The organism is Stenotrophomonas beteli, assembly GCF_001431665.1.
Taxonomy (GTDB): Bacteria; Pseudomonadota; Gammaproteobacteria; order Xanthomonadales; family Xanthomonadaceae; genus Stenotrophomonas; species Stenotrophomonas beteli.
The window spans coordinates 13,444-38,076 of the sequence record NZ_LLXV01000061.1; the positions used below are offsets into that span (position 1 = coordinate 13,444).

Genomic DNA, 24,633 nt, shown 5'->3' on the forward strand with positions numbered 1-24,633 from the left:
ACCGGTCAGGCCTTCAGCACCTCCACCTTGTACGAGGTCACATCGCCGTCGTGCTCGATGATCAGCCCATGCACATCCGACTCGAAGCCGGGGAAACGGGCATTCTGCTCACGGGCGATGCGCAGCGACTGGATGATCGGCTCGTCGCTGTCGCCGAAACGCTCACCCGGCATGATGGTCGGAATGCCCGGCGGATACGGCACCAGCATGGTCGCCGCGATGCGGCCACTGAGCTGCTCGATGTCGACCCGCTCGATCTCGCCCTTGACCAGGTGGTTGTAGGCATCGGCCGGGGTCATCACTGGCGTCGGCAGGTCCACGTACATCTCGCGCATCACTTTGGCCACCGCGAATTCCTGGTTGAACGCATGCAATGCGTCGCACAGGTCGCGCAGGCCCCAGCCGGCGTAGGCGTTCGGATAATCGGCCGCCAGCGTCGGCAATGCCTGGCTCAGCGGCGCATTGCGGTCATACAGCTCCTTGAACGCCATCAGCTCAGTGACCAGCGTGCTCCACTTGCCCTTGGTGATGCCCATCGAGAACAGGAACAGCACCGAATACAGGTTGGTCTTCTCCACGGTGATGCCGCGGCCCCACAGGAACTTGCTCAGCACCGCCGCCGGGATGCCCAGCTTGCCCATGCTGCCGTCCATCGCCAGGCCCGGGGTCAGCAGAGTCACCTTGATCGGGTCGATCAGCACATAGTCGTCGACCAGGTTCTCGAAGCCATGCCAGTGAGCGTCCGGTTGCAGATACCACTCTTCGCGCTTGGCCACCAGCGGCGCCGGCGTATCGCCCTTGTCCAGGCTGCGCTCGAGCTTGGTCGGTTGCCATACGCTGAACCACCAGTCGTCGCGCCCCAGGTCATCGCGGACATGCAGCATCGCGCGGCGGAAGGCAATCGCCTCGTCATGCATTTCCTGCACCAGCGAGCGCCCCGCGTCGCCTTCCATCATCTTCGAGGCAACGTCACAGGCCGCGATCACTCCGTAATGCGGGCTGGTCGAGGTGTGCATCATGAACGACTCGTTGAAGCGCTCGGCGTCCAGGTCGCGCTGCGCCGAGTTGCGCACGTGGATCATCGATGCCTGCGAGAACGCCGCCAGCAGCTTGTGGGTGGAATGGGTGGTGAAGATGATCGCGTCCTGCTCACGCGGCTTGCCCTTGGCCATGCCGTAGTGGTTCTCGTAGAACGGATGGAACGCCGCGTAGGCGTACCACGCTTCGTCGAAGTGCAGGAAATCGACCGCACTTCCGATCTCGTCGGCGATCTTCTCGGCGTTGTAGCAGAGGCCGTCGTAGGTCGAGTTGGTGACCACCGCGATGCGCGGCTTGGAACCGGCCTTGTAGGCCTGGCTGGCCAGCGGATTGGCGGCAATGCGCTGCTGCAGCGACTCCGGCGTGAACTGGTCCAGGCTGATCGGGCCGATGATGCCGTGCGCGTTGCGGCTGGGGGTGAAGTACACCGGTACCGCACCGGTCATGATCAGCGCGTGCAGCAGCGACTTGTGGCAGTTGCGGTCGACGAACACCACATCGCCGCGGGCCACCGTGCCATGCCAGACGATCTTGTTGGCGGTGGAGGTGCCGTTGGTGACGAAGAAGGTATGGTCGGCGCCGAAGTTGCGTGCCGCCTCTTCCTCGGCATCCTTGATCGGGCCGGTGTGGTCCAGCAGCGAGCCGAGCTCGGGCACCGAGATCGACAGATCGCTGCGCAGGGTGTTCTCACCGTAGAACTGATGGAACGCGCGACCCACCGGCGACTTGGTGAACGCCACGCCGCCGGCATGGCCCGGCGTGTGCCAGGAATAGTTCGACTCGGCCGCATGATGGATCAGCGCCTTGAAGAACGGCGGCAGCAGGTTCTTCATGTAGTCTTCGGCCGCGCGCATCACCTGCCGCGAGATGAAGCTCTTGGTATCTTCGAACAGGAAGATGAAGCCGTGGATGTACTTGAGCAGCTTGCTCGGCACCTTCTCGATGGTACGGCGCTCGCCATACAGGAACACCGGCAGGTTGGCACGGCGCGCGCTCTGCTCGCGCAGGAACGCAGTCAGGCGCTGGAACTCGCCGTCCACCTCTTCGCTGCCATCGATCGAGATCAGCACCGCCGAGGCCGCTACGTAGGTACGGGCACCGGCGCGGGCATCATCCAGGTTCAGGCCGCACAGTACGCGCTGATCGTTGCTGCGCAGCTCTTCCACCAGCGCTCGGATCAGGATGCCACCGATGCGCGGCGACTCGTAGTCGTTGTCGATGACAATGACCGGATAGTCCAGGGACTTGAAGTACACGTTGATTCTCCTTGTCTAACTCAGGAACGCTGGGCGCCGGCGGTGATGGCCGAGGCCTCGCGGGCGCGCTGCCGCTGCTGGCGGCGCTCCTCGCTGAAGAAGGGATAGAACACGGTGATGAACAGCACGAACAGGAAGGCGTACTGCACGATGGTTCCCGACGAGCCGTAGATCGCCCACAGGCAGTACACGACGGTCAGGCTGGTCAGGGTCCAGAACGCGCCGGTATGGATGATGGTGTGCGAGCGCTCGACCACGAAGTAGCAGGCCACGCACGAGTAGATGTAGGGCAGCAGGGTCAGTACAACCGCCGCCGAGGTGATCACGTCGAACTGGGCCGATGCGGTCTCCGAGGTGGAGGTGACCAGCACCGCCAGGGTCATCAGCACCGCCACGATCAGCACGCCCTTGACCGGCACGTCATCCTTGTTGGTCTTGCTGAAGATGCTCGGGAACAGGCCATCATCGGAAGCTGCCTTGGCACTCTGCGCAGTCAGCAGGATCCAGCCACCGAGCGAACCGGCAGCGCCGATGAAGGCGCACAGGCTGACCAGCGCACCGCCCCAGCCACCCACGGCCTTGGCCGCGGCCAGCGCGAACGGCGCATCGGAGGTCTGCAGCTCGCCATTGGGCACCATGCCCATGATCACCGAGGAACTGGCGATGTAGGCGATGGCGGCCAGGAACACGCCGGCCAGGGTGGCACGGGCCACGTTCTTTTCCGGGTTCTCGACCACACCGGCGGTAACCGAAGCGGACTCGACGCCGATGAAGGCCCACAGGGTCAGCGCTGCGGCACTGGAGATCGCGCCGAAGTTCGATTCGCCGGACACGTTGTAGGCGCCCTTGAAGATGTCGGCATCGAAGAAGAACCAGCCGAAGATGGCGATGCCCAGGATCGGCACCAGCGCGAAACTGGTGGTGACGGTCTGCACGCGGCTGACAAAGGCCGGGCCGATCACGTTGGCGAAGCTCAGCGCCCATACCAGGATCAGTACCGCGATGCAGCGCACCAGCGGCTCGGACAGGATCGGGAAGAAGTAGCTGAAGTAGCCGACCGCTGCGATCGGAATGGCAACATTGCCGATCCAGTTGGCGAACCAGTAGATGGTATTGGTCTGGAAACCCATGTAGGGCCCGAACCAGTCACGCGCATAGGCGTACGGGCCGCCCGCTTTCGGTGCCAGTTTGCCCAGCTTGGCGAACACGAAGGCCAGCAACAGCGCACCGGCGGTGGTGATCAGCCAGCCCCAGATCGAGGCGGTACCGATCTTGGCCAGGCTGGACGGCAACAGGAACACACCGGAACCCATCATGTTGCCCGCGACGAGGAAGGTGGCTCCAACCACCCCGATTTTCTTTGCTTCTGCCATGACAATCTCCTGTACTGGCATGGGCCCGGTACGGCCGGGCGTGGGGACGGGTTGCGCTGGCGTGCAGCCGCTGGCGCCTACTTGATGAAGTTGTACTGCAGGCTGCCCTGCACCCGGACGGTGTCGCCGCGCGCGCCGCCCTGCTGTTCCAGCCGGCCGTACAGCAGCTCCATGCCCATCGTCCAGGACGGCGCGGGGCTCCAGATCAGGTTGAACACGCCGTAGCGGCTCTGCCGGAATGCATCGGCGGCGAGGGCGGCATTACGCTCCAGGGTCAGCTGGCCAAAGATCAGGTTGGAACGCCACAGCCCGGACCAGTAATGGGTGTAACCGACGAAGCCACCGTGCAGGTCAAGCGCGTCGAGCCGGCCGTCGGCGCCGACCACCGCATCCAGTCCCGAGCCGGTCAGGTCGGCGGTGTAACGGCTGAGGCCGCGGCCACCCAGCGCACCGAACAGCAACAGGTCGCGCTCGCCCACCGAGGCCGAGCCACTCAACTGCAGGCCACCGGCCATGCGCCGGTCGCGCTCGCCCTCACCGTCGTAGGCCAGGCTGCGTGCCACCGCGCCCAGCTGCAGGTGGCCCCAGTCGCGCTCCATGCGCGCGGTCACCGTCACGTCGGGCAACCGGTTCACCGCCGTGCGTCCGTCACTGGCACTGGCCAGTTCGGTCTCCGGGTCTTCGGCAGCGACGGTCAGCGTGTTGCCCTTGCCCATCGCGAAGCTGTGGTGGACGCCGGCCACCAGCAGGTAGCCAGCACCACCGGGGCCGGCGAAGTCGAGGGTGTCAGGCAGGCTGTCGGCATCCATGAAGCTGGAATAACCGTAGCCGGCATAGGTGTTGCCGAGCTGGCCATAGGCATGGCGCAGGCGGAACTGGTAGCCGTCGCTGCTGCCGAAGAAGTCGTTCTCCAGGTAGAAGCGCAGGTTGCCGTGCGTGGTCGGGCGCCTCGCCTCGAAGCTGAAGCGGGTCTGCTTGGCGTGGATGTTGAAGTTGGAGACATCACGATGGCTGCCGCCCACCGGCATCGACGAAGGAATGAACTGGTCTTCGTCACCGGCCGCACGCGAATCGGCAATCGCATCGAGCTTGGCGTAGCCGCCAATGCGGATCACGGTATCCGTGCCCGGAATCGCGAAGAACCCCTTCAGGTCGGGATCGGTCGGACCGGCGGCACTGTCGGGGCGCGAGGCCGCCGTTGAAGGATCGGCCACCGAGTCGCGCTGCGGCAGCACAGGCTGCGCCACCCCCGGCACCTGGGTGCGATGGATGGCATCGGCGGGAGCGGCCGCGGAGGCGACAGGCGTCACCGTCGACGGTGCTGCCTGCGCCGGTACAGCGTCGCGCTGTTCAAGCCGGTCCAGCCGTTGCTGCATGCCTTCCAGCGCCTGCCGCATGGCGGCGATCTCGCGGCGCAACGCCTGTGCATCTTCCGGTTCCCCTTGCTGTGCATACGCTGGCGTGATCGCCAGTGCAGTCAGGCAGGCCAGACTCAGTACCGCCAAGCGCATTGCATCCTCCCTGGACGAACACTCGCATCGCACTGCCTGGCCGCACACAGGTGCCGCCCCGGCCTCACGTTGCCGTTGCTGGAAATGCGGGTACTGCGTTGAAGACACCAGCGAGCCTGCGCTTCGCAGGCAACAGGACGATGACGCCATCCCGTCCCCACCCATGCCGTCACCATCCGAGCGGCGCTGCCAGAGAGGTGGCGACCGCAGCGGTCTGGGTAACAAGCAGAGGGTGAGAGTGTCGTGAATGGCTGTGCTGCTGCGCCCGGATCAGGGCAGCCACGGCGCGATATACGTGGCACGTTGACGCTGTATTCCATGCGTCAAAGGCTAGTACAGATGTCGTTTTTGGCCTTGATTGGAATCAAGGCGTGATGCTTGATCTCAGTCACGATTCATACGTGACCCGGAACAGATCGTGCGCAGGCAGCGATGTCCGCAGGCCGCCCCCAAAAGCAGCGGGCCCGCATGTCGCCATGCGGGCCCGCGCTTCAGAGGAAAGCGATGGCGCTGCTCAGCGCGGTCCCAGCACCGTCTGCAGATCGCTCCCCTGTGGTAGGCCGGAGCGGCGCTGCACCTGGCCCTGGCCATCCTGGAACAGGATGCCGGGCGTTCCCTGGAAGCCCATCTCGATCATCAGCACCTGGTTGGCATCGAGCTTGCCGGCGATGTCACGACTGATGCTCGGCAGCGCCTTGATGCCACCCCGGTCGAACTGGCGCTCGTTCTCCAGCAACGCTGCGCTCGGGTCGCGTGCGGCGAGGATGGCAGCGGCCTTGGCAGGGCTGTCTTCCCGGATCACCCCCACCATGATGTGGCGCAGCTGCACTTTGCCGGCATCAACCCATGGCCGCGCCGCTTCCCAGAACTTGTGGCAGTACGGGCAGTTGGCATCACTGAACGTATAGACCACACGCGGTGCATCGGCCTTGCCGTCACGTACCCAGGCACTGGCTTCCAGCTTGCTCCAGATCCTGGCCGACATCGGCGCTGCGACCAGTTTCTCCACCGCCTCGGCCGCCACGTCATTGCCCTCGGCATCGAACAGGCTGCCGACCAGCACATTCTTGCCGTCGGCGGTGACATAGGCCGCAGCGGGCTGTTGCCCGCCCACCACGCCGGCGAAGCCGCGCAGCCCGCCCGGAGCATCGAACTCGGCGACGACTTCAAAACCGTGCTTTTCGATGCCCTTGAGCACTGCAGGGCGGTCACCCTTGGCTGTGGCGGTCGGCGCACCCGCCGCCGGTGCCACCGCCGTCTTGCCTGGCGGCGTCTGGGCCTGGCTGCAGGCGGCCAACGCCAGCAGAACCGGCAGCAACAGCACCGCCGGTGCGGTACGCAGGGAAGTGGACAACATGGGAACTCCGTAGTGAGATGCCCGCGCAGGCTACCGCAGCCGGCGCAGTTTGTGTTCAAGGCCGGCTGCGCTCAGTTCGCCCAGGTGCAGCTCGCGCAGGCGTCCATCCTTGTCGAAGAACAGTGTGGAAGGATAGGCCTGCACCCCCAGCGCGGTGGACGCCGAAGCGGCGTCGTCCAGCAGCAGGTTGCCCAGCGCAAGCCGCTCCGCGGCGATGAAGTCCCGGACCTCCTCCACGGTTTCACCCTGGTTGAGGAACACGAACTGCACGCCGGTGTGGGCCCGTTGTGCTGCGGCCAGCACCGGCATCTCACGCCGGCAGGGCCCGCACCAGCTGGCCCACAGATTGAGCACCACCGGTGCGCCCCGGAACTGCTGCAGATCGATCGGCCTCCCTTCCAGGTCCACCACCTGCACCGCAGGTAATGGCATCCGCTGTTGCTGCCAGACCGCCAACAGGTAGCTGCCACCTGCCCAGAGCGCCACCCCCAGCAATGCGCCGGCCAGCACCGGCATCCGCAGTGCACGCCATGGGCGCAGCCGCCAGATGCCCCACAGAAGGCCCGCAGCCAGTACCACGACAGGATGATAGCCACCGTCGGCGATCTGCAGGATGCTCCACGGCGCCTGGCGATAGAGACCGAAATTCAATACGACGAAACTGATCCGCCCGCACAGCAGGCCGATCAGCAACATGTCCAGCACCATGCTTGCCGCCGAAGGCGGCGTCGTTTCGCCCTTGCGGCGCGGCCAGAGATGCGCCACCACCATGGCCAGCAATGCGCTCAACAGCATCACCACCACGGGCATCGGCACCGGTCCAATACTCGACATCTGCCACCTGTTCACTCGTATGCTGACTGCATGGTCGAAGCGCCACGCCCGGGTTGCAAGTGCAGCGTCCGCTCCATGCCTCCTGCGTCAGGCAGCACTGCGTCGCATCTGCGCGCCAGCCGCAGGTTGCAGTCCGCGCAGGCTGCCAGCCGCCGAGGGCATCAACGGACGCTCGCGCCGCTTGTGGTTGACCAGGCGGCGATAGTTGGCTGGCGTCATGCCTACGATGCGCAGGAACAGGCGTCGGAATGCACTCTGATCGGCATAGCCCACACCCCAGGCCACCTCATCGATGCCGGCCCCCTGCTGCAGCAGCGTCTGCGCCTTGGCAATGCGCAGGCGCTGGCAATACTCGATCGGGCGCAGCCCGGTGGCCCTGAGGAAGCGCCGCTGCAATGTGCGGGGTTCCAGCCCTGACACTTCGCAGATTGCGCTCAGCGTGGCGCCACGCGCGGCGGTGGTATGCAGCCATCGTTGCGCCTTCAGCACATCGCGATCGCCATGGGCGAAGTTGGCACTGAAGCGCTCCAGATCCTGCTGGATCCCCGCCGGGACGGTAACGCCCAGCTGCTGGGCCACGGCATTGGCCACCCCTTGGCCATGCAGGCGATAGAGCAGGCGCAGGCCGAGAAAGCGCCAGGCCTGGCTGCCCGCGACGGTCAGCAGATCGCCATCATCGACCAGCGCACGTTCGCTCGGCACCCAGCTGGCCGCCTGTGCCTGCAGGCCGGCGTGGCGACCGCCATCCAGAGCACAGATGGTGCGCCCGGCCAGCAGCCCGGCGCGCGCCAGCACGCTGACGCCATCGCCCGCGGCTGCCAGCAGGCTGCCGCCGTCGTAATGCGCGCGCAGCCAGTCCAGCAGGATCTCGTCGGCACGCAGGCAGACGCCCTGGCTGATCTGGCCCGGCACGGCGACCACGCCAGGAATGTCCGCATCGAGGATCTCCGCGCCGGCGATGCGGTGCACCCCGGTCTGGCTGGCCGGCACGATCCAGCGCGTCACTACGACGCGCTTGAACGGGCGCCGCTGCTGGTCGGCAAGCCGATTGGCCACATGGGCCATCTCGGTCAGCACCGAGGCCGCCGAAGGGTCGCCTCCGGGATATTCCACCACCCCCACCTCGACGAATTCTTCGTTCCTGAATCCTTCCACAGCCCCCTCCTCGGTTCGTTGCAGGCCATCGCGTGGCCGGTTCAGGCGCAGGGTAGGAACTGCTCCAGCAGCGGGGCTATGAAGAAAGTTGCAAAGTGGACTGAATACGGCGTTGGGACGTCCCTTGACCCTGGAGCGGACTCCAGGCTCCACAATGGGCGTCAGCATCCGCAGGAATCCGCCATGAACATTGGGCAACTGGCACGCCAGGCTGGCGTACCGATCGATACGGTGCGCTATTACGAGCGCCAGCAGCTGCTGCCCCCGGCAGCACGTTCGGCCGGGGGCTATCGCATCTTCGGCGAGCCCGATCTGCGTCGCCTGCGCTTCATCCGCCGCGCCAAGGCGCTGGGCTTCAGCCTGGAGGAGATCGGCGAACTGCTGACCCTCAGCGACCAGCACCGGCATGACATGGGCAGCGTGCGCGACACGGCGCAGGCGCGCCTGCACGACATCGCACAACGGATGGCGGAACTGCAACGCATGCATGCGGCGCTGTCGCAGCTCGTCGAGGCCTGCCCCGGTCATGGCACGCTGGATCAATGCCCGATCCTGGCCGCCCTCACCGATGGCAACGCATGAGTTCACAGGCATGACATCGCCGTCGCGATCGACGTGAAGAAAAGTGCAACAAATGCTTGCCAACCCCCTGGGGCAAGGCTATTATTTCGCTCCTCAGCGACGTGGGGCCATAGCTCAGCTGGGAGAGCGCCTGCATGGCATGCAGGAGGTCAGCGGTTCGATCCCGCTTGGCTCCACCAAACTTTCGACATTAGGCCGTCGAAAGGTCGCAAAGAACATTGATGAGATCTGCGTCCCCATCGTCTAGAGGCCTAGGACATCACCCTTTCACGGTGGCGACCGGGGTTCGAATCCCCGTGGGGACGCCACTCATCACGAACAACGAGGACCCGGCCGATAACCGGGTCTTTTTTGTTCACCGCCTACCGGCATTCAGGTTGTGGCGTTGCGGTTCCCCTGCCCTCGTGGCCGTGGTTGAACCGGAACGAAAGAAGTTCAAAAAAAGCTTCCACAAACGTGAACACGCAGGTATGCTAGGCGGCTCGGTAACACGGGGCCATAGCTCAGCTGGGAGAGCGCCTGCATGGCATGCAGGAGGTCAGCGGTTCGATCCCGCTTGGCTCCACCACTTTCGACATTAGGCCGTCGAAGGTTCTACAACTTGAAGTTTTTCGTGCGTCCCCATCGTCTAGAGGCCTAGGACATCACCCTTTCACGGTGGCGACCGGGGTTCGAATCCCCGTGGGGACGCCAGTTTCAAAACGGACTCTGCTCCCGGCAGATCATCCGGAGTTTCATCGGGGCCATAGCTCAGCTGGGAGAGCGCCTGCATGGCATGCAGGAGGTCAGCGGTTCGATCCCGCTTGGCTCCACCACTTCGGCATTAGGCCGTCGAAGTTCTACAACTTGAAGTTTTCGTGCGTCCCCATCGTCTAGAGGCCTAGGACATCACCCTTTCACGGTGGCGACCGGGGTTCGAATCCCCGTGGGGACGCCAATTCTTGAAAACCCCGGTTTCGGCCGGGGTTTTTCTTTGCCTGCGATTCTCCGGAAGGCCCTGCCCACGCAGCGCGTGGATCCATGGCGGGACCCGGGCAGATCCACGCCATGCGTGGATGCCCTCATCGCCAGCGCCCCTCAGAACCGGCGATACATCCCGATCGAGGCCGGCGCGGTCGGCGCAAAGCCAAACTGCGCATACAGCCGGTGCGCTTCACCGTCGGCCAGAAGGCTGACATATGCCGACGGCGGCAGGTTTGCCCGCATCCAGCCATCCAGGCGGCGCATCACCTCCTTGCCCAGGCCCTGCCCCTGCAGGCGCGGCAACACGGCGATGTCGCAGACCTGCAGGTGGCAGCCCCCATCGCCGACGATGCGCCCCATCGCCACCAGTTCAGCCCCTTGATAGGCACACACACCGAACAGGGTATTGGGCAGCGCACGTTCGGCCGCTTCGCGGCTCTTGGCGCTGAGCCCGGCAAGCACACGCAGCTGGCAGTAATCTTCGACCGTTGGCACGGCCTCGCGGAACTGGCAGGCGACAGGATCGTTCATGCACTCTCTCCAAAGGGTCAGGCTATCCTGCCGCATCCGCGTCGCAGCCGCTGCGACCTACGCCGGCAGAGTCCCCATGTGCTATTCCGCCCTGATCCGCGCCGACTACGCCAAGCTGGTACGTGAATTCGGTGCCATCCTCTCGCTGGAGGAGTTTGCCGAGCTGTACGCGCACGATCCAGGCAAGAAGCGACCGAAGACCCCCAAGGCCATGGATGACGGCTTCGCCGGTGCGCGCACCGAGCAGGGCCGCGACATCGTCGCGAAAATCCAGCAGTGGCATGCGCAGGAACGCCAGGATCTGGAAGCGGAACTGGCCCGCCAACGCGAGCGACGCGACATCGCCCATGCCGCCCTTGCCACGCGCCCCACCCAGAAGGCGCGCAACGACCTGCGCGTGGCCGGCAATCGCATTGAACGCGCGCAGGCCCGCCTGGAGGATCTGCATCGGGTGCAGTTGCTGCCGCGCGACAACCGCATCTTTCCCGGCACCTACGCACCGGTGATGGTCAGCGAAAACGGCCAGCGGGTGATCAAGCCGATGCGCTATCAATGCCGGTTGCCGGACAAGCCAGCGCGCAACGACGTGCTCTATCCCGGCACCTACAACGCCCGCCGCGACAGCCTGGAGGGCTACTGGCGCGGCGCCTTCGGCCTGCGCCACGGTGTCGTGGTGGTCAGCGCGTTCTATGAGCACGTGCCCCGGCACGCGATTGCCGGGCGCCCCCTGGGCACGGACGAGAAGGAGCAGGATGTGGTGCTGGAGTTCCGTCCCGATCCGCCGCGCGACCTGCTGCTGGCCTGCCTGTGGGCGGAATGGGACGGCCCGGAGGGACGCCTGCTGTCATTTGCCACGATCACCGACACGCCTCCGCACGACGTTGCCGCTGCGGGCCACGACCGCGGCGTCATTCCCATCCGCAGGGAACACCTCGATGCCTGGCTCAATCCCGATCCGGACGACCTGGCGCGGCAGTACCGGATCCTCGACGACCGCGAGGACCTTCGCTACGTGCATGAAGAAGTCGCCTGAAGGCTGCGCGCAATTGAAAAACCCCGCCTGGGCGGGGTTCATGGATCAGGGATTGCCGCCGCACATCGCCTCTTCGCAGAAGGCCTGTTCCTGCAGGCATTGTTCGACCTCGCCGCCGCGCGCGATGCAGCTCTTGTAGAGCTGGAAACAGGGCTGGCCGCACCATGCGGCAGAGGCCGTACCACCGAAGACCGCCATCGAAAGGACACCCGCAGCAACCATGCGCTTGATCCACTTCTTCATGCCACTCTCCTTGTAGGCCTGAGCATTCAGGCCAGCGCAGCATACGCCCGTGGTCTGCGCCCGAGCCAGTCAGGCCTCGGCCCGGGAGCGGCCTACGGCGCGCACCAGCGCCTGGCACAGTTCCGCCGACAGGTAGGGCTTGACCAGCAGCACGCCGGTCAGCATCGCCGCCGGCAGCTGCTCGGCGGACATCCCGGTCGCCAGCACGAACGGTACGCCACGTGCCGACAGCGCTGCCGCCACCGGCTCGCTGGTCTCATTGCGAGCCAAGCGGTAATCGAGCAGCGCCACGTCTGGAGCGCTTTCCTTCAACAGGCGCAGCGCCTCGTCCACGCTCGCCGCCAAGCCGACAACGGTCGCGCCAGCGTGCACCAGCTGCATCTGCAGCAGTGCGGCACTCATCTCGTCGTTCTCGACCACCAGCACCCTCAGGTCCTGCAACACTGTCATCCGGTACCGCTCCTGGAGGCATTCAAGCCGCCGCAGTATAGCCACCACTGGGCCGAAGCCGACAGGACGCGCCCTGATCGGCCTCCCCACTATGAAAGCCGTGCCGACCTCGGTTACACTCGCATGCTGCCTGCCGGTGTGGCGGAATGGTATACGCAGCTGACTCAAAATCAGCCGGGGGTGACCCCATGAAGGTTCGAGTCCTTTCACCGGCACCACTGCATCAAAGGCCAGGTCCCCGACCTGGCCTTTTGCATTTACAGGGCCCGGGCGCCGAAACGGGCGGCGATGCCAACGCCCGCCCTGCCCACGCTCGCCGCTACCCTCCCGCACGCCTGCGCCCACTGCACGTGGAGGATGTTGCCGCCTGGTCCCGCCATCTCCCGCAGCCGGGCGTGACCGCGCACACCCGCTGGGGCAACGTTTCCGAAAGGGCACCGCGGCGCCAGATCGCCAGTGACCTGCCCACCGCAACGGCCCAGCGCTGGGCACTGGAGGCTGGACGGAATCGACCTGTCGCATGGCCGCGGCGAACTCACCCATGTCCCCGATCCGCGATGGCAGGGCCAGGGACTGGCCACGCACGGCGACAGCCCCGTGACCTCTGGATATACGCCCGCGTCGAAGGCTCCGCGTCACCACGCTGAAACACAACTGCGACTTCCGGCAAGCTTTGGAATAGACGCAGTGCACACTTTTCTTGCAAGCCTCACGTGCTTCTGCCTATCGTGATCCCAGCCAGAGCTGGGGGCGGGGGAATGCATGACGTTGCGTGCGGCACTGTTTTTTCTGGTTACGCACGCGCTCGTCATTGCCTTTGTCGGCCCCCAGGACCCGGTCGGCTCCTACCTGATGCTGATCACCGCCCCGCTGCTGGCTGCACTGGCCTGCGTGCGGCGTGCACGCGACAGCCGCCAGGCAGCCTGCAAATGGCGGACGCTGGGGGCTGCCGTGGGCCTGTTCGCGCTGGCCCTGCTGGCCCTGCTGTATCGCAACGTGGCCGGACTCACCCCTGCGCAGATGACCGCCTCATCGCTGATCCTGTACGTGTTCTACCGGATCCCCCTGACCTACGTGGCTGCCAGCCCGGGCGGCGGCAACCGCTGGATCCGTGCGGTGGACCTGCTGATCATCGCGCTGCTGTGGTTGCTGTACTTCGTGCATACGCGGGCAATGGCGCATCTGAACACCGCGTTGTGGACGCACTGCCTGCACACCATGAGCAACGTGCAGAACAGCCTGGTGTTCTGTTTCGCACTGATCCGCTTCCTGGCCGAGGACCATCCCGACCGGCGCGACTTCTTCCGGACACTTGCGATCTACGCGCTGGGCTACTTCCTGCTGGCACTGTACATCAACAAGGTGCAGCCCCAGGCACCCGACGGAGGATGGGCCGACCTGCTGATCAGCGGACTGTTCGTGCTGCTGGCGGTGATGGCCGGCAGCACCCGACGCTGGCCAGCGGTGGCTGTGCCGCACGATCTGCGCCGCGTCGTCGACGCCGGGGTTCCGCTGATGCTGCCGCTGCTGCTGATGATGGTGGCCCTGCTGGTCGCCCGCCTGCAGCCGGTCCTGGCTACGGTGGGCTTCATCGGCGCCATGCTTGGTTACGCCCTGCGCAGCGTGCTGACCCAGGTCGAGATCCAGCGCCAGCGCGATGAGCTGGAACTGCTGGCCCGGCGCGATCCCCTGACCGGGCTGGGCAACCGCCGCAACTTCGATGAGTCACTGGCAAGCGCCCATCGCCGTGCCCGCCGCCAGGGCCTGGGACTGGCGGTGCTGATGATCGACATCGATCACTTCAAACGGCTCAACGACACCTTCGGGCATCCGGAAGGCGACCGACGGCTGCGGGCGGTTGCCGCGATCCTCGAGGGGACCCTGCAGCGTGGCGACGACCTGCTGGCCCGCTACGGCGGCGAGGAATTCATCGCTGCCCTGCCCTCACCCGACGCCAGCCACGCACAGCAGGTGGGTGAGCGGCTGCGGGCTGCGGTGGAAGCCGCTGGCCTGCCGGCCGCCAGCGACAGCGTGACGATCAGCATCGGCGTGGCCTGGCGGCCGCATGATACCGAGGCCGCGCTGGGTGACCTGGTCGACCGCGCCGACCAGGCCCTGTATCGCGCCAAGCATGCCGGCCGCAACTGCGTGCGTATGGCCACGGCCGCCGGCGGCGACGAACGCTCCGACCGCCGTGCCTAGACTGCGCGCAGGACGGTGGCCCCGTGCGCAGGGGCGGTACTGCCCTGCACGCGGAAACCAGCGACGGTCTGCAGCAGCTGCGCCGACTGCTCCTCCATGCTGCGTGCCGCCGCCGAGGCCTCTTCCACCAGCGCGGCATTCTGCTGGGTGCCCTGATCGATCAGGTCGACCGCATGATTCATCTGCTGGATGTCGTCGCTCTGCTGCTGGGAGGCTGTACTGATGTCGGTCATCAGCTCACTGACCCGGCGCACGTTGGTCACGATTTCGTCCATGGTGCGGCCCGCGCTTTCGACCTGCGCCGTGCCGGCCCCCACATTGGCAACCGACGCGTCGATCAGCTGCTTGATCTCCTTGGCCGCGCTGGCCGAACGCTGCGACAGCTCGCGGATCTCGGTGGCGACCACGGCGAAGCCACGGCCATGTTCACCGGCACGCGCCGCCTCCACCGCGGCATTCAGCGCCAGGATGTTGGTCTGGAAGGCGATACCGTCGATCACCCCGATGATGTCGACGATACGCCGCGAGGACGCATTGATCACCGCCATCGTCTCCACCACCTCATGCACCACGCTGCCACCACGCGCAGCCACGTCGGCGGCGCCACCGGCCAATTGGCTGGCCTGGCGCGCGTTGGTGGCGGTGCGCTGCACGGTCTCGGCCAACCCCTTCATCGACACCGCGGTTTCCTCCAGCGAGGCCGCCTGCTGCTCGGTGCGCTGCGACAGGTCGCTGTTGCCCTGCGCGATCTCGGTCGCCGCCACCGCAATGGTGTCGGCAGCGAGCTTGATCTGGCCGATGATCGTGGCCATCGCCTCCACCAGCGAATTCACGCCCTCGCACAGTTCGCCGATCGGGCCCTGGGTGCCGGCCGTGGCCACGCGCCGGGTCAGATCGCCCTGCTTGGCCGCGGCCACTACTTCGCGGGTCTGCGCCACGGCACGCTGCATGGCCTGGTTTTCATGCACCTGCGCGGTGATGTCGGTGGCGTACTTGACGACCTTGAACGGCTTGCCGCTGAGGTCGAGGATCGGGTTGTACGAGGCTTGGATCCAGACTTCGCGCCCGCCCTTGCCGAGGCGCCGGTACTGGCCGGCATCGTATTCGCCGCGCCCGAGCTTTTCCCAGAACTGGCGGTACTCGGCGCTGCTGCGAAGTTCGGGTTCAACGAACAGCGAATGATGTTGGCCGCGCACTTCATCCAGGGTGTAGCCGGTGGTGGCCAGGAAGTTGTCGTTGGCTGACAGGATGCGCCCATCCAGGCTGAACTCGATCACCGCCTGCGACTTGCCGATCGCGGCCAGCTGCCCTGCCGAATCGGCCGCCTGCAGCTTCTGCGCCGTGATATCAGTGGCGAACTTGACCACCTTGTACGGGCGCCCCTGGCGGTCCAGTACCGGGTTGTACGAGGCCTGGATCCAGATTTCGCGTTGGCCCTTGCCAAACCGCCGGTACTGCCCGGCATCGAATTCGCCGCGCCCCAGCCGCGCCCAGAAGTCGCGGTACTCGGCACTGCGCGCCTGCTCGGGGTCGACAAACAGCGAGTGGTGCTTGCCCTGGATCTCCTCCAGCCGGTAGCCCACCGCCTGCAGGAAATTGTCATTGGCCTGCAGGATGGTGCCGTCGAGCGCAAACTCGATCACCGCCTGCACGCGATGCAACGCGGCGACCTGGGCATCCAGCTCGGCACGGCCATCGGCCGCCGGATCGGCGCTGGCACGATGCCGGGGTGCCAGCGCGCCCAGCAGCGCGCGCCACGGCGACCAACGGGTATGCAGCTCGGCCGGCGCCTGCGCGCCCGCCGTGAAGCCTGGAATGAGCATTGTCTGATCCTCGGTGTCCGACAAAGGGTTGCGACCCGACGGGCGGGATGCCCGGCGGCAACTTCAGTTGCTAAGGACTACAGGTGCCGGATGGCACACCTCGAGCGGCTGGCAAGAACATCTGGTGCGGGTGCGATCGGCATCTGCGGGCAGCGGAACACACAGCGCGGGCCGCCCGCCGGGGCAGCCTGGGGTCCTGCAGCGGGCGACTGGAGCGGGATCCAGAGGGGATATCGGCGCTGTTGCGGGTGGCTTTAGCCGAATTAAGCGACACCGGTCCCATCTTCCGGTTCTGCTGCAGGAATGCGGTAGACAACCGCGACGTACTTCACAGCTCGCTCACGTGCGACCGGAAGGCCGCTGGGGATTGCGCCTGGCGCCGGGATGCGAACATCCACGCCTCAGCCACGGCTTCACGGCCGTAGCCTTGGCCGTGCATCGCTGGCGATCCCGATGCCCGGTTCCGGTTCCGTATCACCGGTACGATGCAGACCCGCCACGCCTGGAAACGCCTCATCCTCGTGCCGGCGGATCACCAACGTGATGTCGATTGCGTCGGCGATGGTGGTTCGAACGCCACGTACCGGATCCGCCACGGCGTTGCGGCCATCGCCTCCGCAACGCCGATGCAGTTCAAGCAGAAAAGGTTTGCATGACCAACGGGAGATCTCCCTGCACACGAAAGTGGCCAGCATGCAGCGGACTGCAGAACGCCCACTGAAACGGAGATCGCATGTTCCCACGCCTGGCCAGCTTCCTGATCCTGGGCCTTTGCAGCACCGGCACGTTCGCTGCCGATATCGCCTATCAGCCAGACTTCCACCCCGACCAGCTGAAGGGGCCGCCCGCAGGCCGTCCCAACGAGGTGCTGGTGCTGGGCAGCCCGCATCTGTCCGGCCTGCCGAAAACCTTCACGCCGGACATTCTGCAGCCGTTGCTGGAGCCTCTGCTCGAGCGCCTGCAGGCATGGCGGCCCAACGCCATTGCCGTGGAGAACCTGTCCGGCCTGCAGTGCGATTTCATGCGGCGCAACCCGGCCCGGTACGCCGAAAGCGTGGAGACCTACTGCATCGACCCGGCGCCGGCGCGGGCCGCCACCGGACTGGACGTACCCAGCGCCAATGCCGAAATGGAGCGCCTGCTGGCGCAATGGCCGAAAACGCCGACGCCGGCACAGCGCCGCCGGCTGGCCGCCGTGTGCCTGGCCGCAGGCGAAAACGGATCGGCCCTGGTGCAATGGCTGCGCCTGCCCCTGCAGGAGCGCCACGCCGCCGACAGCCTGACCCCGGAACTCGTGCAGTTCCTCGACAAGCGCATGACCCGCCGCGATGAGGCCGGCATGATCGCCGCCGTACTGGCCGCGCGCCTGGGCCTGGAGCGGCTGTGGCCGGTGGATGATCACACCGCCGATACGCCCACGGCAAAGGACAAGGAGAAGGCCTATGGCGCGGCCCTGCAGGCGGCCTGGGACAATCCGGTGACCACGGCACGCTTCGCCGCCGATAAGGTCCTGTACGCCAATCTGGCCAAGCCCGGGGGAATGCTCGCGCTCTATCGCGACTACAACGCTCCGGAAACGGCAATGACCGTCTACCGCAGCGACTTTGGCGCCGCCCTGGTCGAGCCGTCCACCGAAGGGTTCGGCCGCAACTATGTCGGCTATTGGGAAACCCGCAACCTGCGCATGGTGGCCAACATGCGCGACGTGCTCGGCCAGTACCCCGGCAGCCGCATGCTGACCATCGTTGGCGCCTCGCACAAGGGGTACTACGAGGCCTACCTCAACCAGATGCACGATGTGCAGCTGGTCAGTGCGGACGCAGTATTGCAGTAAGGGGGACAACGGTTCGTCGCCCAGTAGGATCCAGGGCACTTCGCTTTCATCGAACGGTGGCCCGACCGCGCCGCATTCGACCTCCACTGCGCCGGCGAACTCCTCCAGCGCGGGGTGCCCCAATCAACGCCTTCCAGCGTGAGCCGTGCCGGTTCCTGCTGATGGATGCCGCGCCGTTGTAGTTCCCGCCTCGATGGCGCCGCGATCGCGGTGGCCACCTCGCCACAGCAGCACGCTGGCCACCACCGTGCAGGCCAGGGTCAGTACCAGCGACGCCACCACGCCGCCGTGCAGCAGCGGCAGCATCGCCTGGGCCAGGCGATCGTCGCGCAGTTGTTCCAGGCGCAGGCCGCTGGCCAGCGCCAGGCACCAGCCCACCATGGCCGGCGCGTAGGCGGCGACGGCATTCCGATTCCAGTTGATCATCCTGTGCGCTCTTGTCCGGGAGGATGCGGCGATTGTTCCGCCCCTCCCTCTCACAGGTTGAGACCGCCTCCGACGGCTATCGCGACCCGCCGCCGCCCAGCGCTGCCATCAGCGCGGCGCTGGCCTGCAACTGCCGGCCCTGGATGTCCTGCAGGCCGAGCTGGGTGTGGTGCGCATCGGTCTGTGCACTGGCCACGTCCCTACGCGCGACATGGGCGCCACTGAAGCAGGCCGGTTCAGCCGGCCTCATCGTCGTCGCCCGGCAGGTCGGACAGTTCGCCCTGCACCTGCACGTTGTTGCGGCCCATCGCCTTGGCCCGGTAGCACTGGGCATCGGCCGCAGCCACCGCCTGGTCCACGCTCATGCCGCCGGCCAACGGCGCAATGCCGATGCTGGCACCGACCCGCAGCCGGTGCTGGTCCCAGGGAATCGACAGTGACGCCAGCGTGTGCAGCAGCTCGCCACCGATGCGGGCGGCGCGGCGCGGCGTGCAGCCGGACAGGATCACCGCAAACTCATCGCCACCCAGGCGTGCCACCACGTCCGAATCACGCACGCCGTGCCGCAGCACGCTGGCCACCGCCCACAACACGGCATCGCCGGCCAGGTGTCCCCAGGTGTCGTTCACCGGCTTGAAGCGGTCCAGGTCGATATACATCAGCGACGCGGCCTGCCCTGTCCGTTCAACGCGGGTGATCGCCTGCTGCAGGTGCACCTCGAAGCCGCGGCGGTTGCTCAGTTCGGTCAGCGGGTCGATCTCGGCCAGATGGCGGGCCTCGCGCTGTCGTGCGCGCTGCTGGGTGTCGTCACGCAGCACCCACACCGCGCCGCGCACATGGCCTTCATCGTCACGCAGCCACGCGCGGGTCAGATCCACCGGCACCGTGGCGCTGCCCAGACGCAGCAGCAGATCGGCATGCAGGTCCACGGCATTGCTTTCCGGGTCCAGCAGCACCGATACGTCCAGCACCGAGCCAGGCGCATATTCGGTGGTCAGCGACAGCACGTCCTGCACCTTGTGCCCGGCCAGCGACAAGGCGCCATCGCCGGCCAGGGTACGTACCGCCGCCGCGTTGGCGTAGTCGATGCGGCCATCGAGGTTGACACTGAGCACCAGGTCGGCCACCGCATCGAGGGTGATGCGGCTGCGCTGCTCGCTCTCGAACAGGCGCTGCTCGCTGCTGCGCTGGGCGGTGATGTCCTGGATCTGCGACACGAAATGCAGGGGTTCGCCATGCTCGTTGCGCACCAGCGAGACCGACAGGCGTGCCCAGATGGTGCGGCCATCGCGGTCCAGGTAGCGCTTTTCCAGATGGTAGTGGCTGCGCCGGCCCGCCAGCAGGTCCTGCACCAGGGCCAGGTCGGCCTGCAGGTCATCGGCATGGGTCAGGCGCTGGAAATCGACCTGCAGCAGCTCCTCGCGCGGATAGCCGAGGATCCGGCACAGCGCGTCGTTGACGTCCAGCCAGCGCCCTTCCAGCGACACCAGTGCCATGCCCAGCGCCGCGGAAGTGAACGCGCCGGCGAACTTCTCCGCCGACAGGCGCGCTTCGGCGCGTGCCTGCAGGATCTCGGTGATATCGATGGCCATGCCGACGTAGCCGATGCGCATGCCGTCAGCACCGTCCATGCGGCTGATCGACAGCCGCACCTGGCGCGACTGGCCATCCTTGCGCAGCAGGGTCCATTGCCGCGAATACGTCTGGCCGTCGGCACGCGCGCTGAGCGCTTCGAACACGCCCGGAAGCGTGCCGTCAGCAGCGGCCTGCGGTTGCAGCCAGGCCCTGAGCTCCTGCGGGTCGTGGAAGGCATCGAGCCTGCGCTGGCCGACCACTTCAGAGGCGCTGTAGCCCAGCAGCCGCTCTGCCCCGGTGTTGAACAGGGTGATGGTGCCATCGGTATCGGTGGCGATCACCGCCACCTCGTCGGAGGCATCGACCACGGCCTGCAGGCGCTGGCGGGTCTCGGCCGCGTCATGCCGGGCCTGCTGCAGTTCGGTCACGTCGGCATGCGCGCCGGCCATCCACAGCGGCCGACCCTGGCCGTCCCATTCGAACACCCGCCCCCGGTCCTGGATCCAGATCCATTGGCCATTGCGGTGGCGCATGCGCAGCAGGCAGGCATAGTTGTCGCTGCGCCCTTCGAAATGCTCTTCCAGCGCCGCATCGGACAACGCGATGTCATCGGGATGGACCAGCTTCAGGAAGGTCTTCTGGCAGACCGGCTCCAGCTCGTCCAGCCGATAGCCGACGATTTCGGCCCAGCGTGCGTTGACCCGCATCTGCCCGGTCTGCACGTTCCATTCCCAGGTACCGGCAGCGGTGCCGTCGATGATCATCGCCAGCCGCCGACGCTCCTCGGCCAGCTCGTGCAGGCGTCGCTCCAGCATGCCGTTGCCGTTGTTGCCCTGGCCCGCCATCAACAGGGCGCCTCGCAGGCGCAGGCAGGCACGGGCCGCAGCGAAACGCTGCAGCCGCCAATGAAGACGACGGGTCGTGCTGGCGTCATGGCCCTCCCCAGCGACAACGGGGTGGCCAAGTGCCGCCCCTGTTGCGCAAGTGTGCGCAATCACGGGGAAAACCGACAAGTGCCCCGCCACACATCAAGCGTGACGGGGGCCACGAACCTCAGCTGCGCTTGGCGCGCGCGAACGCCTCGGCCAGGGCGTTGTTGGCCGGCGGCGCCGACTGCCCGCTCCGGTTGCCGGTGCTCTGCCCGCGGCCGGGCCCGCCGCCCTGCGCCCCCGCACCGCGGCGTGGCGGCTGGCCCGGGCCACGTTCCTCGCGGCTGCCCGGACGGCTGGTGGCCTGGCCGGGGGTGTCGTCCAGGCGCCGGGTCAGGGCGATGCGCTTGCGCGGTACATCCACCTCCAGCACCTTCACCTTGACGATGTCGCCGGCCTTGACCACGTCGCGCGGGTCCTTCACGAAGGTGTCGGACAGCGCCGAAATGTGGATCAGGCCGTCCTGGTGCACGCCGATATCGACGAAAGCGCCGAACGCAGCCACGTTGCTGACCACCCCCTCCAGCACCATGCCTTCGCGCAGATCCTTGATGTCCTCGACGCCCTCGGCGAAGCGTGCAGCCTTGAACTCCGGACGCGGGTCGCGGCCCGGCTTCTCCAGTTCCTTCAGGATGTCGCGCACGGTCGGCACGCCGAAGGTGCCGTCGGTGAACTGCTCAGCCTTGAGTCCGCGCAGGAAGCTGCCATCGCCGATCAGCGCCTTGATCGGGCGCGCGGTGCTGGCCACGATGCGCTCCACCACCGGGTAGGCTTCCGGGTGTACCGCCGAAGCATCCAGTGGCTCATCACCGTCGGCAATGCGCAGGAAGCCGGCGCACTGCTCGAAGGTCTTTTCGCCCAGTCGCGGCACTTTCAGCAGGTCCTTGCGGCGCTTGAACGGGCCGTTGTCGTCACGGTGGCGCACGATGTTCTCGGCCACCGTGGCCGACAGGCCGGAGACGCGCGACAGCAGCGCGGCCGAGGCGGTGTTCACGTAGACACCCACGGCGTTCACGCAGTCCTCCACGCGCGCGTCCAGCGCCCGTGCCAGCCGGTACTGGTCCACATCGTGCTGGTACTGGCCGACGCCGATCGCCTTGGGTTCGATCTTCACCAGTTCGGCCAGCGGATCCTGCAGGCGGCGGGCGATCGAAACCGCACCGCGCAGCGAGACGTCCAGGCCGGGGAATTCCCTGGCCGCGAACTCGGAGGCCGAGTACACCGAGGCGCCGGCCTCGCTGACCACCACCTTCTGCAGCTTCGGATTGGCGACCGCCTTGATCGCCTCGCCGGCCAGCTTGTCGGTTTCGCGGCTGGCGGTGCCGTTGCCGATCGCGATCAGTTCCACGTTGTGCCTGGCGCACAGCTGCTTGATGGTCTGCAGCGACTGATCCCACTGGCGCCGGGGCTCATGCGGGTAGATGGTGTCGGTGGCGACCAGCTTGCCGGTGGCATCGACCACGGCGATCTTGCAGCCGGTGCGGATGCCCGGGTCCAGGCCAAGCACGGTCTTCGGCCCGGCCGGCGCGGCCAGCAGCAGGTCCTTCAGGTTGTCGCCGAACACCGCGATGGCTTCGGCTTCGGCCTTTTCGCGGGCCTGGTTGAACAGGTCCAGGAGCAGATGGGTGTGCAGTTTGGCGCGCCAGGTCAGGCGGCAGGCATCCAGCAGCCAGCGGTCGGCGGCACGGCCCTGGTCGGCGATGCCGGCCTTGCGCGCCACGCGTCCTTCGGCGTACTGGTGGCCGGCCTCGGCATCGCTGCCCGGGTCCAGTTCGAGGAACAGGATTTCTTCGCGCCGCGCGCGGAACAGCGCCAGCAGGCGATGCGAGGGAATCTTCGCCAGCGCTTCGGCGTGCTCGAAGTAGTCGCGGTACTTGGCGCCTTCGACTTCCTTGCCCTCAGCCACGCGCGCGCGGATCACGCCGGTCTCGCCCAGCCAGGTACGCAGTTCACCCACCAGCGCGGCATCTTCGCCCCAGCGCTCCATCAGGATCGCACGCGCGCCTTCCAGCGCGGCCTTGGTGTCGGCCACGCCCTTGCCGGCGTCGACGAATCCGGCAGCGAAGACCTGCGGGTCCTGCGTCGGGTCGGCCAGCAGGCCGTCGGCCAGCGGCTCGAGCCCGGCTTCGCGGGCGATCTGCGCGCGGGTGCGGCGCTTGGGCTTGTACGGCAGGTACAGGTCTTCCAGCCGGCTCTTGGTATCGGCGGCCAGGATGTCGTTGCGCAGTTCATCACTGAGCTTGCCCTGCTCGCCGATGCTGGCCAGCACCGCCGCACGGCGGTCCTCCAGTTCGCGCAGGTAGGTCAGCCGGGTTTCCAGGTTGCGCAGCTGGGTGTCGTCCAGGCCCCCGGTCACTTCCTTGCGGTAGCGCGCGATGAACGGAACGCTGGCGCCCTCGTCGAGCAGGCCGACGGCGGCACGCACCTGGGCGGACTGGGCACCGATCTCGTCGGCGATGGTCTGGGCGATCTGCTGGGCGAGCGCGCTCTGGGCGTTCTTGGCGTCGTGCATTGCTTCAGGTCTGTGCCGCGTTACGGGAAGACCCCATTCTGGCAACCGACGGCGCAGCCGAACAAGGCATTGACAGAGGGCGGAGTTCAGCAGCGCGGCCGGTGGGGACGCCGGCATCCTGGCAGAAAGAGGGCCCGGACTGGCCCGGGGCTGGGATGCCGGCGCGGGCGCGCGATGGTGGGCGCGCCCTGCCGCGTGTTGCGAGGGTCAGCGGTAGTGGCGGGCGGCGCGCTGCATGACGATCTCGTCACGCATGCCTTCCAGGGCCATCAGGCGGACCTTGCCGACACCCTGCAGTTCCATGAACCGCTCGGTGTAGAACTCCGGCCCCAGCGCGGTGTCGGCGCGGGATTTGCTGAAGCCGTAGGGCACCACGCCCTTCTCGCCATCCTTGCTACCACCGACATAGAGAACAATTGCCATGTGATGTATTCCTCCAAATTGCTACTGCGTACTGCACTCGACGAGCGATGCTGCGAGCCCATCGAGGGGGAGCTTACCGCGTCGAACCTGACTGGAACGTCACGCAGCCTAATGACGATCGGTTGCATGCAGATGACTGCGGGATCGCAGCAGAATGCTTACGGATCTTTAACTTCCGGCTAACGAATCCGTGGGGGATTCCCGCCAACGGCGCAGCCCCTCGTGGGTGGGGTTGGATGTGCCGCTGAAAGCAAAAGCCGCGAGTGGGTCGGTCGGGTTGGGTTGGCGGGGGACGCCGTGAATCCTTCCCTGGAGGCTTGGCCGCGGCATCCATGCCGCGGACACCCCCGCCAACCCAACCCGACCGCCCTCAGACAGATTTCGGTGTCGCGCCACCCACGGAGAAGAAAAAAATGAAGATCAAAAGCAAAAGCGGCTTGGCCGGCGCTTGATTGCTTCCTGTAGAGCCAAGCCATGCTCGGCTCACAAGCAAGCGCAGCGCGCGATCCGCTTCTGCTGTTCTATTTCTTCTCCGTGGCTGGACGCGCACGGAAACTGTCAGGGGCCGGGCGGGTGGGTTCGC

General features: G+C 66.5%; 21 protein-coding genes and 7 tRNA genes. 11 read left to right on the forward strand and 17 right to left on the reverse strand.

The genetic code is table 11. The features are described 5' to 3' along the window. Positions 1-5: 5 nt before the first annotated feature. From ARC23_RS16215 to ARC23_RS16240, 6 genes are all read right to left on the reverse strand, one after another. On the reverse strand, positions 6-2,294 hold the full coding sequence (locus ARC23_RS16215) for an Orn/Lys/Arg family decarboxylase (RefSeq protein WP_057498155.1): 2,289 nt from the start codon (positions 2,292-2,294) through the stop codon (positions 6-8). 20 nt (positions 2,295-2,314) lie between these two features. Then, a complete protein-coding gene (adiC, locus tag ARC23_RS16220; protein WP_057498156.1) occupies positions 2,315-3,667 on the reverse strand; it encodes an arginine/agmatine antiporter in 1,353 nt (450 codons plus the stop codon). A 77-nt stretch (positions 3,668-3,744) separates the two neighbouring features. Continuing rightward, positions 3,745-5,178 carry a DcaP family trimeric outer membrane transporter gene (locus ARC23_RS16225; RefSeq protein ID WP_057498157.1) on the reverse strand — a complete coding sequence of 478 codons (1,434 nt, stop codon included), beginning with the start codon at positions 5,176-5,178 and terminating at the stop codon, positions 3,745-3,747. Positions 5,179-5,692: 514 nt separating this feature from the next. Then, positions 5,693-6,535 (reverse strand): thiol:disulfide interchange protein DsbG, encoded by an 843-nt coding sequence (gene dsbG, locus ARC23_RS16230; RefSeq protein ID WP_057498158.1) that lies wholly within the window; start codon positions 6,533-6,535, stop codon positions 5,693-5,695. Positions 6,536-6,565: 30 nt separating this feature from the next. Further along, positions 6,566-7,369 carry a TlpA disulfide reductase family protein gene (locus ARC23_RS16235; RefSeq protein WP_057498159.1) on the reverse strand — a complete coding sequence of 268 codons (804 nt, stop codon included), beginning with the start codon at positions 7,367-7,369 and terminating at the stop codon, positions 6,566-6,568. Between the two features lie 87 nt (positions 7,370-7,456). Further along, positions 7,457-8,524 (reverse strand): GlxA family transcriptional regulator, encoded by a 1,068-nt coding sequence (locus ARC23_RS16240; protein ID WP_057498160.1) that lies wholly within the window; start codon positions 8,522-8,524, stop codon positions 7,457-7,459. A 183-nt stretch (positions 8,525-8,707) separates the two neighbouring features. Between ARC23_RS16240 and ARC23_RS16245 the strand changes: the two genes are divergently transcribed. The 7 genes from ARC23_RS16245 (at position 8,708) to ARC23_RS16275 (ending at position 10,043) form a co-directional block, all read left to right on the forward strand. Next, positions 8,708-9,106: a heavy metal-responsive transcriptional regulator gene (locus tag ARC23_RS16245; protein WP_057498161.1), complete on the forward strand. Its 399-nt coding sequence runs from the start codon at positions 8,708-8,710 to the stop codon at positions 9,104-9,106. 103 nt (positions 9,107-9,209) lie between these two features. After that, positions 9,210-9,285 (forward strand) — tRNA-Ala (locus ARC23_RS16250). 53 nt (positions 9,286-9,338) lie between these two features. Further along, positions 9,339-9,414: transfer RNA gene (locus ARC23_RS16255), tRNA-Glu, on the forward strand. Between the two features lie 184 nt (positions 9,415-9,598). Then, positions 9,599-9,674 (forward strand) — tRNA-Ala (locus ARC23_RS16260). 49 nt (positions 9,675-9,723) lie between these two features. Beyond that, positions 9,724-9,799: transfer RNA gene (locus ARC23_RS16265), tRNA-Glu, on the forward strand. A 46-nt stretch (positions 9,800-9,845) separates the two neighbouring features. After that, positions 9,846-9,921 (forward strand) — tRNA-Ala (locus ARC23_RS16270). Positions 9,922-9,967: 46 nt separating this feature from the next. Continuing rightward, a tRNA-Glu gene (locus ARC23_RS16275) sits at positions 9,968-10,043 on the forward strand. A 140-nt stretch (positions 10,044-10,183) separates the two neighbouring features. Here the strand turns inward: ARC23_RS16275 and ARC23_RS16280 are convergent. Beyond that, on the reverse strand, positions 10,184-10,600 hold the full coding sequence (locus tag ARC23_RS16280) for a GNAT family N-acetyltransferase (RefSeq protein WP_057498162.1): 417 nt from the start codon (positions 10,598-10,600) through the stop codon (positions 10,184-10,186). A 76-nt stretch (positions 10,601-10,676) separates the two neighbouring features. On the opposite strand from ARC23_RS16280, the gene ARC23_RS16285 reads away from it, so the two are divergent. Next, positions 10,677-11,633, forward strand: coding sequence for an SOS response-associated peptidase family protein (locus tag ARC23_RS16285; protein ID WP_057498163.1), 957 nt, complete (start codon positions 10,677-10,679; stop codon positions 11,631-11,633). A 45-nt stretch (positions 11,634-11,678) separates the two neighbouring features. Here ARC23_RS16285 and ARC23_RS16290 read toward each other — a convergent pair whose 3' ends face one another. Together ARC23_RS16290 and ARC23_RS16295 are read right to left on the reverse strand one after the other, a co-directional pair. Continuing rightward, entirely contained in the window at positions 11,679-11,876 is a 198-nt protein-coding gene (locus tag ARC23_RS16290) for a hypothetical protein (protein WP_010484956.1), read from the reverse strand. 69 nt (positions 11,877-11,945) lie between these two features. Next, entirely contained in the window at positions 11,946-12,326 is a 381-nt protein-coding gene (locus ARC23_RS16295; RefSeq protein WP_057498164.1) for a response regulator, read from the reverse strand. 132 nt (positions 12,327-12,458) lie between these two features. On the opposite strand from ARC23_RS16295, the gene ARC23_RS16300 reads away from it, so the two are divergent. Both ARC23_RS16300 and ARC23_RS16305 read left to right on the forward strand, forming a co-directional pair. Further along, positions 12,459-12,544, forward strand: a tRNA-Leu gene (locus ARC23_RS16300). A 544-nt stretch (positions 12,545-13,088) separates the two neighbouring features. Continuing rightward, positions 13,089-14,528: a GGDEF domain-containing protein gene (locus ARC23_RS16305; protein ID WP_057498165.1), complete on the forward strand. Its 1,440-nt coding sequence runs from the start codon at positions 13,089-13,091 to the stop codon at positions 14,526-14,528. Here the strand turns inward: ARC23_RS16305 and ARC23_RS16310 are convergent. Further along, positions 14,525-16,351, reverse strand: coding sequence for a methyl-accepting chemotaxis protein (locus tag ARC23_RS16310; RefSeq protein WP_057498166.1), 1,827 nt, complete (start codon positions 16,349-16,351; stop codon positions 14,525-14,527). The two genes, ARC23_RS16305 and ARC23_RS16310, sit on opposite strands and share 4 nt — an antisense overlap. Before the next feature lie 413 nt (positions 16,352-16,764). Then, positions 16,765-17,046, reverse strand: a complete 282-nt coding sequence (locus ARC23_RS20870) for a hypothetical protein (protein ID WP_152985290.1) — start codon at positions 17,044-17,046, stop codon at positions 16,765-16,767. Positions 17,047-17,084: 38 nt separating this feature from the next. On the opposite strand from ARC23_RS20870, the gene ARC23_RS16315 reads away from it, so the two are divergent. Next, entirely contained in the window at positions 17,085-18,185 is a 1,101-nt protein-coding gene (locus ARC23_RS16315; protein WP_057498167.1) for a DUF5694 domain-containing protein, read from the forward strand. 123 nt (positions 18,186-18,308) lie between these two features. Here ARC23_RS16315 and ARC23_RS16320 read toward each other — a convergent pair whose 3' ends face one another. From ARC23_RS16320 to ARC23_RS21130, 6 genes are all read right to left on the reverse strand, one after another. Next, positions 18,309-18,611: a hypothetical protein gene (locus tag ARC23_RS16320; RefSeq protein ID WP_057498168.1), complete on the reverse strand. Its 303-nt coding sequence runs from the start codon at positions 18,609-18,611 to the stop codon at positions 18,309-18,311. Positions 18,612-18,687: 76 nt separating this feature from the next. Next, positions 18,688-18,861 (reverse strand): hypothetical protein, encoded by a 174-nt coding sequence (locus ARC23_RS20875; RefSeq protein WP_203226371.1) that lies wholly within the window; start codon positions 18,859-18,861, stop codon positions 18,688-18,690. Beyond that, positions 18,848-21,031 (reverse strand): PAS domain S-box protein, encoded by a 2,184-nt coding sequence (locus tag ARC23_RS16325; protein ID WP_057498169.1) that lies wholly within the window; start codon positions 21,029-21,031, stop codon positions 18,848-18,850. Before ARC23_RS16325 ends, ARC23_RS20875 begins: the two co-directional genes overlap by 14 nt. 208 nt (positions 21,032-21,239) lie before the next feature. Continuing rightward, positions 21,240-23,627, reverse strand: coding sequence for a Tex family protein (locus tag ARC23_RS16330; RefSeq protein WP_057498170.1), 2,388 nt, complete (start codon positions 23,625-23,627; stop codon positions 21,240-21,242). Between the two features lie 207 nt (positions 23,628-23,834). After that, on the reverse strand, positions 23,835-24,050 hold the full coding sequence (locus tag ARC23_RS16335) for a hypothetical protein (protein WP_005410085.1): 216 nt from the start codon (positions 24,048-24,050) through the stop codon (positions 23,835-23,837). A 370-nt stretch (positions 24,051-24,420) separates the two neighbouring features. Next, positions 24,421-24,633, reverse strand: a 213-nt coding sequence (locus tag ARC23_RS21130; RefSeq protein ID WP_203226372.1) for a hypothetical protein, incomplete at its 5' end; no start/stop codon positions are given.